This window comes from Sutcliffiella horikoshii (genome assembly GCF_044809035.1).
In the GTDB taxonomy this organism is placed as follows: Bacteria; Bacillota; Bacilli; order Bacillales; family Bacillaceae_I; genus Sutcliffiella_A; species Sutcliffiella_A horikoshii_G.
Genome location: NZ_CP085237.1, coordinates 3,871,851 through 3,884,745, shown reverse-complemented (window position 1 = coordinate 3,884,745; position 12,895 = coordinate 3,871,851). Strand labels below are relative to the sequence as shown.

The 12,895-nt window shown below is 42.3% G+C and carries 6 protein-coding genes; 4 read left to right on the top strand and 2 right to left on the bottom strand.

The window, feature by feature from the left end:
- The first annotated feature begins 49 nt into the window (after nt 1–49).
- From LG307_RS20005 to LG307_RS19995, 3 genes are all read left to right on the top strand, one after another.
- Nucleotides 50–601: a hypothetical protein gene (locus LG307_RS20005; RefSeq protein WP_404445722.1), complete on the top strand. Its 552-nt coding sequence runs from the start codon at nt 50–52 to the stop codon at nt 599–601.
- A 465-nt stretch (nt 602–1,066) separates the two neighbouring features.
- Complete coding sequence (locus LG307_RS20000) at nt 1,067–1,456, top strand: VOC family protein (RefSeq protein WP_404445719.1); 390 nt, start codon at nt 1,067–1,069, stop codon at nt 1,454–1,456.
- Nucleotides 1,457–2,046: 590 nt separating this feature from the next.
- Nucleotides 2,047–2,472: a DUF4064 domain-containing protein gene (locus tag LG307_RS19995; RefSeq protein ID WP_404445716.1), complete on the top strand. Its 426-nt coding sequence runs from the start codon at nt 2,047–2,049 to the stop codon at nt 2,470–2,472.
- A 48-nt stretch (nt 2,473–2,520) separates the two neighbouring features.
- Here the strand turns inward: LG307_RS19995 and LG307_RS19990 are convergent, their stop codons facing one another.
- Nucleotides 2,521–3,651 (bottom strand): YecA family protein, encoded by a 1,131-nt coding sequence (locus LG307_RS19990; RefSeq protein WP_404445713.1) that lies wholly within the window; start codon nt 3,649–3,651, stop codon nt 2,521–2,523.
- 334 nt (nt 3,652–3,985) lie between these two features.
- Between LG307_RS19990 and LG307_RS19985 the strand changes: the two genes are divergently transcribed.
- Complete coding sequence (locus LG307_RS19985) at nt 3,986–9,748, top strand: pullulanase (protein WP_404445710.1); 5,763 nt, start codon at nt 3,986–3,988, stop codon at nt 9,746–9,748.
- Nucleotides 9,749–9,816: 68 nt separating this feature from the next.
- Here LG307_RS19985 and LG307_RS19980 read toward each other — a convergent pair whose 3' ends face one another.
- Nucleotides 9,817–12,636: a leucine-rich repeat domain-containing protein gene (locus LG307_RS19980; RefSeq protein ID WP_404445708.1), complete on the bottom strand. Its 2,820-nt coding sequence runs from the start codon at nt 12,634–12,636 to the stop codon at nt 9,817–9,819.
- Nucleotides 12,637–12,895 lie beyond the last annotated feature (259 nt).

Genomic DNA, 12,895 nt, shown 5'->3' with positions numbered 1-12,895 from the left:
ACCTATAGGGGATCGTCTTCCTCCTAATTTGAAAGGAGGTGAAATAAGTATGGCATGCTATTACAAATACAGCCCCATCCAACAGTCCAATCAAGCATCAAAATGTAAAACAGACATCAACATCAAAGTTAAATGTAATGACGGCAATGATGATGGCAACCGTGAAACAGACGCTTTCCGTGCGGTAAATACGGAAACTCAAATCATTGAAGAAATCGACACTTTTTATAAGGTTTTATTCCAGGAAGAGCAGTTTGATATTGGTGACATCTACAACTCCAACAATTCTACTTTTGTACCCCGCAGATCTGGTGTCTATTATGTGGCAGGAACGGTGACGTTTCTAGCAGATGATGGCACGATCCCATACCGCGTCCGTGTTGAAATTCGTGTCAATGGCGTAAGTGTTGCGGCAGATAACGATTATTGGGCAGAGATTGACGACCAATTCTTGTATGTGAACGCAATCAACGTCAACACAATTCTTCAATTAGAAGCAGGAGATTTAGTAGAGGTGTTTTTAACAAGTACGACACCAGGTATTATTGAAACAAACACCCCAAATTTAAGTACTCGTTTTGAAGCGGCAAGATTCAGGTAACATTTTCAAAAAGCAGGGAGGAAGCCTCTCTGCTTTTTCCATTTCTATTATCCTCTATTAAATTCCACTATCTCTATTAGGACATCAGCCCATGCATCCTCCTCCAACATACATAGAATAATAGAAAAGGTAGAGGGACGGGTCCCCAAGATCACCTAAGAAACCCGTCACCTTCCTTTTAAAGGAGGTGCAACACAATGAAATGCTACTACTACCTTAGCTCCCAAAATAAAGATCAAACACATTGCAAACCAAAACACAAAGAGAAACATCATTGCAAAAAGTGCGAGAACAACTTTAACATCAACATTTTTGGGATCAGTATTAATATTGGAGGGAAAGGTCATTGCTGATCAACCCTAATTAAGGCGTCAATTTTCTAAATGGGGCAGTATATACTGTCCTTTTCTTTGTGTCTGAGGTTGATTTTCTGTAAGATGGAAAAAAAGAGGGGAGACCATTTTCATGAACCTGACAGGCATCCACCATGTGGCCATTATTTGCTCTGATTATAAAATTTCTAAAGAGTTCTACGTTAATCTAATGGGCTTTCCCGTTATCCGCGAGGTGTACCGTAAAGAGAGGGACTCCTATAAATTGGATCTTGCTCTCCCCGACGGCACACAACTGGAATTATTCTCATTCCCGAATGCACCAGTAAGGCCAAGCTACCCGGAAGCACAAGGACTTCGGCATCTGGCCTTTCAAACGATAGATATTGACTCGGCGGTCAAGGAACTGGAAGGGAAGGGTGTAGAAGTTGAGCCGATACGAACAGATGAGCATACTAACAAGAGATTCACTTTCTTTTCTGATCCAGACGGGCTTCCAATCGAGTTGTATGAAAATAAGTAAAAATGCCAGCAGTTGTGCTGGCATTTTCCAAAAGAACAAGTCGAATGACTAAAATTGCAGACTTAGATAGTAGAAGTAAATAGTTGAATAAATCGGGCTTTAATTAATGAGGATAAGTAAATGGAAGTGACCCGTTCTCTTTCTATTAAGTAATTATGCACTCACCTTTGCTTGTGATTGGCGGCTTACCGCTTTAAGTATGAACAATTTATCCTGGGCAGTTAGCATTCTCCAGCTCTTTACTTTAATTTTCATTGTGATTTTCCCCGCTTTCGTTATTTTCTAGTATGCTTCTATACTTTGAAAATACCTTTTTTTAACTTGATATAAACAACAAAAATTCCTACATTTTCCGCGTTGTATTGCGCGTTTTGAGGGATTTTTTAGCGAATTGTTGGAGGGAAGGCGAAAGCTATATTATGTAGTTTGGAAAAATAATATAATATTTTACTATTTTATCCTCTTTTCTATCGTGATAAAATGGGGATATCTTTTTTATAAAATTGAAACCTTATTGGGTCGATTACCGTATAACTCATATAAGGAAAAAGAGACAACAGTTAGCTACATAATATGAGGAGGAAATGAGAATGAAACGTACAGCAGAGATAGTAATGACAGTCATCGCAGTGATCATCAGCGGATTGACGGCTCTTTTTGGAGTATTGATGAATTTAGGTATGTCTGATCCTGAATTTGCAGAGATAATGGAAGAAGAAATGGCTGCCGATCCAGCAATGGGAGAAACGGACATGGCAACTTTCATGGATTTGTTGGCAATGGCAGGCCCTACGCTACTTACAGTGGGAATCATTTCATTAATTCTAGGAGTAATCGGAATCATTGCCATTAAAGGAAACAAAAAGCCTGTACTTGCAGGAATCATGCTAATCCTAGCAGCCCTTGTCATTGGAATCGGAACATTTGGTATCGGATTCATCCCAGCCATCCTTTACTTGATCGCGGGAATCATGGCATTTGTAAGAAAACCTAAAGTAACCGAACAACATATTTAAGATAAAGGCACAGTGATCCGGAGATCACTGTGCCTTTATAAAAACTCCTCAATCTCCACAACACTTCTTAAACTTCTTTCCACTCCCACATGGACAAGGGTCATTTCTTCCCACTTTCTGTCCTGACTCGAAATTTATGACATTGTTGTTCCGAGTAGGCGTTTCTGTAGGCTTCCCAGATTCAATCTCACTGGGAGCATACCCTTTAAGGAACCACTGTTTCGTATTGTTATAAAAAGTCATCAGTTCATCTATGACTTTTTTGGCAGACTCCATGGTTTTAAAATCGATGTTTTCCGAAAGTATCTTTACAACCTCATTCGGTATATATCCTTCCTTAAACATAGATTGACACTCTTCCGTCCAGAGGTCTGCTTCTTTTTTAGAAAGGGAACACTCTTTCACTAAAAGGGCAGAAACCTTTTTAAAACTTGGTGTACGTTCTACGTAACCTTCTTCTCCGGCCCGTATTAATTCTTTTTTTGTAAAAGGATAGAAGTCTAGGGTCGGTCTCATCTCTTGCTGTTCTAGTATTTCTCGGGGCTCCATCACATCATAAAAAGAAAATCCATCTTCATCTTGATAATGGGATTCATAATAGAACCTCGCCTCACGAATAGTGTAGATAAAGCGGCGAAATTCTTTGGGTTCTACAAACTGACCTTCCACTATTTCATAAAATTGATCGTCGCTTAGAGAGCCATAATAAAAAAGCATTCCATGAACAATCTTAATCCATTCCGTATTCTGCTTAATGATAGGAGGCCACTTCGTATCAGTTAAGTGTGCTTGCAATCTTTCAATCAACGCAGGGTCAGAAGGCAGCACAAGCTTTTCATTTCCTTCATTCGATACGAGAAAAATAAATCCAGTAGCTTGGAAAAAAGAAATCTGCTGGGATTCTAAACTATCGGCAAAAACCTGTCCACCCTTGAAAACAAGGTCATTCAAAACATGGATGCGATGATCATCGCAAGTGAAGAAGAGGTTTTCCAAACGCTTAGGTATCTCCTCCGACAACAAGTCTACCAACAGACCTTTGTTGAGGCTGCTTGCATTCTTGATTCCATATTCTCTGCGTAAGGTGTGTAGCTCGTCTTTTGTTTTAAGAGATAGCGCATCCTTTAAAGAAAAAGGGACAGAGAGATTACTACTAAGCTCCTCCATTGTGTTTTGCATTTTTCCACCTCCAGTGGATCGTTTTTATTTAGTATAACCTTTTTTAAGCTGAGGGGACAGGCACGGCGACCCAAGTGGGTCGCCGTGCCTGTCCCCAAAACTCAAAAAACTCGTTGAAAATTTTCAGAATTCATAGTATGTTAGAAGTAGAAATTTGGTAGCGTTTGCATAAGTTTGTAGATTTATAGTTGTGGGGCTGCTTTCTGTGCAACATCGTGCAAACGGTTTCGCAATGGGGTGAATTCTACTTGCAAGTGCAAACGCTTCCACAAAATTGCAGTCAGTCATCATGGTAAGTGGTGTCGAGATCGAGATAACGAAAGGGGCAAGGGATATGAAGAAAAGGTTTCAAAGGGGAATGGCTGTACTACTTTCCGTTCTTCTAGTGGTTTCCATGTTTGCGGGGTACCTACCGACGAAAGCGGTAGCCGAGACCGGGAACAAACGGATTGTGTTAAGCTACGAACGGCCTGATGGGAATTATGAAGGCTGGAATCTGTGGGTCTGGGGGACTGGTGTGAAAGATGACCAGATAGACTTTACAGAAGTAAAAGATGGCATTGCATATGCTGATATTGCGGTAAGCGGTACTGCGGATAAAGTTGGTTTTATTGTCCGTAAAGGAGACTGGGAAGAAAAGGACACGGATGGAGATCGAGAGATAAAGGTCAACAAAATCGATGACATCACTAAAGTACACGTAACAAGTCAGCAGGAAAAAATTACGCAAATCCCTGACGGCAGTGCACCAGTGGTTGCGGATGGCAGCGCAGAATTCTTTTTCCGTGATAAGGACCTGTATGCAACTGATGAAATGGACAAGGTCGAGAAAGTCGAGCTTTCTATTTTAGGTGAAAAATATGAGATGACTGCGGAGCCTGAAAACGAGCGGTTTACTTATACGGTGAACGAACTGCCTACAGGCGAGCATGAATATACTTATTTTGTGACAGTGGATGGAGAGACAAAGGAAGTATCTGACCCATATAACACAGTGGATGGGAAATCCGTTGTCGAGTATTTGGCGTCAGATATAAAAGTGACAGGTTCTGTTACACCGGCTAAGGTCGATTATAACCAGAACTCAGTCGTAAAAGTAGATATTGAATCAGATACAGAAACGAAAATCCGTGAGATGTCTATCAATCTATCAGAAATAGGCGGCAAAGAAAAAGTAACGATCGATCCTGCGCTGAATGAATTGACAGTAGCGGTCAAGCAAAGTGTGACAGCAGGTGTAAAAACCTTACCTATCACTGCGGTTGATGAATTTGGGAATCGCCACGAGGGTTCTGCAACAATAGAAGTTCAGGCACGTACTTTCACAGGTGAAGAAGCGGACTTTGATTGGGATCAGTCGGTGGTCTATTTTATGCTGACAGACCGATTCTTTGATGGAGATGCTTCCAACAATGATCCGCATGGAATTGGCTATGATACAAGCAAGTCTGGTACATACCAGGGCGGAGATTTCAAAGGTATCACGCAAAAACTTGATTACCTGGACGAGCTTGGAATCAATACAATCTGGATCAGTCCGGTTGTGGATAATATTAAATATGATGTGCGACACAACGAAAGCGGAGATACACCTTACTATGGTTATCACGGCTATTGGGCGGATAATTTTAGGGGATTGAACCCGCATTTCGGCACCATGGCGGATTTCCACAACCTTATTGACCAAGCCCATGAACGTGGAATCAAGATTATGGTCGACGTGGTATTAAATCACACTGGTTATGGGTTGAAGCCAGGTGACAGCAGCAGTGTGGCAAACTTCCCGACAAATGAAGATCGTGCACGTTTTGACGGGATGCTTCGTAATGGTGGATCTGATACAGTTCGCGGGGAGCTTGCTGGTCTTCCGGATTTCCTTACTGAAAACGCGGAAGTCCGTGAACAGGTCGTAAAATGGCAGACAGACTGGATCGAAAAATCCAGAACGGCAAAAGGCAACACCATCGATTACTTCCGTGTGGACACTGTTAAACATGTGGAAGACACGACTTGGATGGCATTCAAGAATGCTTTGACAAAAGAAATGCCAGAGCACAAGCTGATCGGGGAAGCATGGGGGGCAAACGTCAATGACGACCAAGGCTACCTGAACAGCGGAATGATGGATTCTTTACTAGACTTTGAATTTAAAAACTATGCTAGTGACTTTGCGAACGGGCAGCTAGATGCGGTTCAACAAAAGCTTGAAGATCGCAATAGCAAACTGACTAATACAGCAACACTAGGTCAATTTTTAGGAAGCCATGACGAGGATCGATTCTTGGAGATGGTAGGCGGAGACCTCGGGAAGTATCAAGTGGCAGCATCCCTTCAGTTGACAGCAAAAGGTCAGCCTGTCATCTATTACGGGGAAGAGCTAGGTTTACCTGGTAAGAATGATTATCCGTATTATACGAACCGCCAGAACATGCCTTGGGATGATGTGGAAGGCAATGAGATTTTAGAACACTATCAAAAAGTACTAGCCTTCCGTAACGAAAATCCAAATACATTTGCAAAAGGGGACCGCGAGAAGGTAGCGGGATCTGACACTGACGGATATCTGGTATTCTCCCGTACGTACGGTGAAAATTCCGTTTACGTAGGACTAAATACAGAAGCTACTGCAAAAGATGTAACCTTGAACTTCGGTTCCTCAGAAGCAGTGGTGACTGACCACTATTCCGGTCAGGAGTATCGAGCAAATGAAGAAGGTCAAGTGAGCTTCTCTATTCCAGCGATGGAAGACGGGGGAACGGTGCTGCTTGAAGTGGAAAACGGAGCAGTACCACCTGTTGAAGAAGAGCCAACAGAACCAGGTGAAATTGGTGAAAACACGCTTCGCATTCACTATCAACGCACAGACAACAGCTACGAAAACCTTGGCCTATGGCTATGGGGAGACGTGGCAGCTCCATCGGAAAACTGGCCATCAGGCGGTACACCGTTTGAAGCTGAAAACGTTACAGAATACGGTGCGTATGTAGATGTAGAGCTTGCAGAAGGCGCACAAAATATTGGATTCCTCGTACTTAACACGACAAACGGTGATAAGGATGGCGGGGACAAAGCGGTTGAACTCTTTAGTCCAGATTTAAATGAAGTATGGATTAAACAAGGATCTGATGAAGTATTTTTGTATGAACCTGCTGACCTTCCGGAAAATACGGTCCGCATTCATTATGAAAGAACAAACGCTGACTATGACGGTTGGGGTTTATGGAATTGGGAAGATGTCGAGTCCCCGTCTGACGGCTGGCCGAACGGTGCCGCAGATGCTGCAGGTATTGGTAAATACGGTGCCTACTACGACATCAAACTGAAAGAAGATGCAAACAAAATCGGCTTCCTTTTTGTGAACAAACAATCAGGGGCGCAAACAGGAGATATGACGTTTGAAATGTTACAACAATACAACCAACTTTTTGTAAAAGAAGGCGAAGATAAGGTTTATACGAATCCTTATGGAACTGTGCCACTGGCGCTTGTGTCCGGAGAAGTCCTGTCGGATAAGCTGATCACCCTTACTTTTACAAAAACAGAAGGACTAGATGTAGCAGAACTGAAAGAACAGTTGAAAATCGTTGATGTAGATGGAAATGAGGTATCCTTCACAGATGTCACTATTGAAGGAGAAAAAACTGTCCATGTTCACGGAGAGTTTGATTTAGAAAAGCTACCTTTTGATGTCACATATGGTGATGTGACCGTTTCTGCCAAATCAGGCTGGAAGCTGATTGACGAAATGTATGCCTATGACGGGAAGCTTGGAGCAGAATTGCATGAAGATGGAACGGCTACGTTAAAAGTGTGGTCGCCAAAAGCGGACAAAGTATCTGTCGTTCTTTATGACAAAGATGATCAAAATGAAGTGGTCGACACCATTGAAATGGTTAAAGGGGACCGTGGTGTCTGGTCTGTAAAACTATCGAAAGATAATACCGGACTTAATAGTTTGAAAGGTTACTATTACCACTATGAAATTACACATGGTGATGTAACGAATCTTGCCCTGGATCCTTATGCAAAATCCATGGCAGCTTGGAACAATGAAGCAGGGGGGAAAATTGGTAAAGCGGCGATTGTTGACGTTGGTTCCATCGGACCTGACCTTGATTATGCGGACATCCCTGGCTTTGAAAAACGCGAAGATACCATTATCTATGAGGTGCATGTGCGCGACTTCACGTCTGACCCGAATATTGGGGAAGACCTGAAAGCCCAATTTGGTACATTTGCTTCTTTTGTAGAAAAATTGGATTATATTCAAGAGCTTGGTGTGACGCACATTCAGTTGCTCCCAGTAATGAGTTACTATTTTAGCAATGAATTGGAGTCTGGCGAGCGAATGTTGGATTATGCTTCCACTGATACAAACTACAACTGGGGCTATGACCCGCACGGTTATTTCTCCCTATCCGGTATGTATTCGGAGAACCCGGAGGATCCGGAACTGAGAATCAAAGAATTTAAGAATCTGATTAACGAGATTCATAAGCGCGACATGGGTGTGGTATTGGATGTGGTGTTCAATCACACGGCACAGGTTCACATTTTCGAGGATCTTGTACCAAACTACTATCACTTCATGGATGCGGACGGAACGCCGAGAACAAGCTTCGGTGGTGGACGTCTTGGCACGACACATGAAATGTCCCGACGAGTACTAGTAGATTCCATTAAGCATTGGGTGGACGAGTACAAAGTGGACGGATTCCGCTTTGATATGATGGGGGACCATGATGCAGAAAGTATCCAAATGGCTTTTGACGAAGCGAAAAAATTGAACCCGAATATCGTCATGATTGGCGAAGGGTGGGTGACTTTTGCCGGGGACGAAGGCGAGCCTGTTCAAGCTGCTGACCAGCAATGGATGAAAGATACGGAAGCAGTCGGAAGCTTCTCTGATGAGTTCCGTAACGAGCTTAAATCCGGATTCGGAAGCGAAGGGCAGCCGCGTTTTATCACAGGTGGCGCACGTAACGTGCAGCAAATTTTCGATAACATCAAAGGACAGCCTTATAACTTTGAAGCAGATCAACCGGGCGATGTGGTTCAATACATCGAAGCGCATGACAACTTGACGCTATATGATGTTATTGCCCAATCTATTAAAAAAGATCCGGAAATCGCTGAGAACGATTTAGAAATTCATAAGCGCATTCGTGTTGGTAATGCAATGGTGCTGACGTCTCAAGGAACGGCGTTCTTGCATGCAGGCCAGGAATTTGGACGTACTAAGCAATGGAGAGCGGATGCCACAGAAGCGCCATACAAGTCTACGTATATGACAGACTCTGCAGGCAACCCGTTTGTTTATCCTTATTTCATCCACGATTCTTATGATTCTTCGGATATCATTAACCGGATCGATTGGGAAAAGGCAACAGATGCGGAGAAATACCCAGTGAATAATGTAACACGTGAATACACAACTGGATTGATTGAGTTGCGCCGTTCTAGCGATGCATTCCGCCTGGGAGACCGTGACTTAGTAGATTCCAATGTAACGATGATTGATGCACCTGAAATTGGCGAGCAAGACCTAGTTGTTGCGTACCGTAGCGTATCCACTGCAGGTGTGGAGTATTACACATTCATCAATGCAGACACTTCTGCTAGAACATTGACGTTGGGGCAGGATTTGACGGACGGTGTGGTAGTGGTTGATGCTGATGAAGCTGGAGTGGTTGAAGTTTCGGAGCCGAGCGGTTTCGAACTGACTGCAGAAGGCATCACAATTGACCCGTTGACGACGGTTGTAGTGAGAGTAGGCGAGCAGGAAGGAACGGACCCAGGTGATGGGGACGGAGATCCTGGCGACGGTACACCGGGTGACGGCGACGGCGATGGTAACACGCCTCCTGGAAACGGAAATGGGAATAAGCCTGGGACACCACCTGGCAAGGGCGGAGAGAACCCTGGTAAAGGCAATGGGAAAACACCACCAGGAAAAGGTGGAGAGAATCCCGGAAAAGGAAACAAGCTACCAAAAACAGCAACATCCTCATTCAATTACATTATGCTTGGTACGGTGATGGTAGTGTTTGGCGGTGTGTTGTATCTGGGAAGAAGAAAGCTGAAATTTAGCAAGTAGTTAGAAAAAAAACAGCCGGGCAAAGGATGTAATCCTCTGTCCGGCTGTTTTCATTTAAAATAATCGCCTTATGCGACAACTCGACGTCTTGCAAACCAAACTCCAGCTGCACCAACAACCAACATAACTAATCCAATTAAGATAAAGTTTAATGTGTTCGTTGCTGTTACTGGTAGTTTATTACCTTTTTTCGTTTCGTTGGATGGCTTTTCAACCGTAGGCTGCTTGTCTTTATCAACCGGCTTCACCACAACTGGTGGTGTGTCATCTTTTTTCTCTTCTTCTTCTTTGTCCTCGTTATCGTCTTCTTCATCTACTGGCTGCTCTTCAGCTGGTAGTGTAGAAGCGTCTATTTCGAAGTAGTCCATTTCCCAGCCATCAACATCCACCGGGATAATCGCAATGTTGTATAACGTATCAGCCATCAGATCAGTGAAAAGGTAGGATATATCAGTAGTGGTATCCACTACCTCTCCGTCTAGAAGTACTTGATAGTGATCGACTTCGTCTGCCCACTCGTAAGTCCATTCGACCTCAATGGTGCTTTCTGTAACATCTATTACTTCAAGGTTATAAGGGGAAGGACCGTGGTACTCGTCCTCTGTCAGATAAACAGTCACACCAAGTTCTCTAAGTTGCTCTACAATCGCAAGTTCTGGAGAGCCTTCTTCAAACGTTAACCCTTCCAATCCAAATAGAGTCACTTCCCACAGATATTCAAGTTCCAATAAGACACTGATGTCTATGATTTCGGTGTGGTGCAAGTACAGCATTTCCAAATCTGGCAACCCGCTTAAGTCTGAAATATCAGAGATTGGGTTTACTGACAGATCAAGATGACTAATATATAAGTCTTTTAAAGCACCGATATCTGTAATAAGATTATCAGATAAATTTAGGGAATATAAAGACTCCATGCCTTTTAAAGGAGAGAGGTCTTTGATTTCATTCCCGCTAACATCCAAGTCAAACAGATTCACTGCATGTTCAATGCCATCCAGCTTTTTAATACCCATCCAGGAAGCGAATAAGTATTCCAGTCTCTCCATATCGGACTGATAAATTTCACGATCAAGCTCTTGGAGACCTAACTGTTGACGGATGGCTTCGTTCAAGCCACTGTCAGGGATATTGACGATATCACCCGTTGGTGGTGCAAGGGTCTGTGCCATATCAAAGTTTTCATGCAATAGAGTACCATCCGTGTCGTACATCTCTACTTTGATGATATAGTCCTTTGAAGGTTCAAGGCCCAAAATAGTCAGTTCATTCATATAAGTTTCTTCATAAAGGACACCATCTACATACACTTTATAGAGGTATTCCTTCTCGTAATCTTCTTCGTTTTCTGTGTAGTACCACCAGCCAAGAGAGATGCTTTGTTCAGTGGTGTTGTAGAATTCCAACTCTAACGGTTCGAAGTATTCCTCTTCTAGGACATCCACATAGACACCAGCGTCAGCCCAAACATTAAGAAGATCCCAAGCTGATGATTCCGGTGAAAAGTCAATGTTCGTATCTGCTAGTGTTACAAATGTCAGTTTGACTAAGTTTACCAATGCTGAGATATCGGAGACCTGTGTATTGTGCAAAAATAAACCTTCTAGATTGTTTAACCCAGCTAATGCATCAATCTTCGTAATAGGGTTGTTCCCTAGTCCAAGGATATAAAGGTTGGTCAAGTTGCTTAGTGGAGTAACATTAGTAATGTTATTTTCTTCCACTTCTAACATGAAAAGCTTTGTCAATCCTGCAAGAGGAGATAGATCTTGAATGCTATTGTCGTAAAGAAATAGATATTCCAAATTGACTGCTTTTTCAAGCCCTTTTAAGCTTGTAAGACCAAGTGAACTTGCATCAAGCATTGTTAAGTGTTGCATATCGCTTTCGACGATTTCCCTGTCCAGGTTCATTTGCGTTTGAATGGCAAGTGCAAGGTTTGCATCCTCAAACTTCACGACTTTACCTGATGGGGCAGGGAGTGTAGTAATTTCAAGTGTTTGTTCTAATAATAAATTTTTGTTCTTATCTAATGCCTTCACCTTCACTTCATAAAGAGTATCAGGTGTTAGATTTGTAAACTCATATTCTGATAATCTAGGTCCGCCAGAAGTGATCAACTTATCGTTAAGATAAAGATCGTAACCTGAAATTCTTCCAAGGCTTTTATCCACGTGACCAAACCACATTACGGCAAAAGAATGTTCATTGACGAACATTTTTTCTAGTAATAGATAAGATTCCTCTTCTTCTCCAACTAAGATGTTCTTTAAAAGGTTCTCTTTTTCTGAAGGGACAAAATTCACTTCAGATCCGTCTACCTCTTTAATAGTAGTTTCGGAAGATTCCTCTTCCACCGTGGTAGTAGCAGGTTCTTCGGAAGGGACAGACTCTTCTTCACTAAGAACAGTCTCAACTTCTTCCACGATATCGGTTTCTATTTCTTCTTCCTTAACTGCTCCTACAGAAGGGACAGTTTCTTCGGTGCTTTCCACCGTACTCACTACGATTTTGTTGCTCTCGGTTGCTTGTCCATTTAAGTTCCATACCACACCATATTCGATAGCTGTTGGGTTATCTATCTTATCTGTATATGTATAGACTTTTGTGTATTCTGTAGCTTGATCCGCTAATTCCTCAGGGACTATTTCAACTTCATTACCATTTTTAACCAATACAAAATTTTGTTCGTCACTGCCTGATGAAAGTTCCTCGCTATGAGTCTCCCAAACTAAAATATTCCCATCCTCAGATGGCACTGCTTCCTTTAATAATACCTTTGGTGTTGCTCCTTCGGTACCTTCCGAATAGGCATTTGCAGCAGGACTTACTAATGAAAGTAGTAAGGTGGATATAACCATTACATTTAGCCAAAAACCCTTTTTCAACTAAAACAATCCCCCAATTCAACTTATAGAAATTACCCCAACAGGAAAATTATACTTCCAAAGTTCGTTTTAGAGAATCACTTTTTTATGTAATTTTGTAGAAAATTTTGGATAAATAAAGAGAAAATTGCTGGAAGAGACGAAAATATTATGCCGGATTTCATTTCTAATCCATGTGAAATAGGAAGTAAAACGAGAATCCGGCTCTCTTGTATATTAGTAACAGATTGGTGTAACCTTACTCCACGTATAGGTTGCA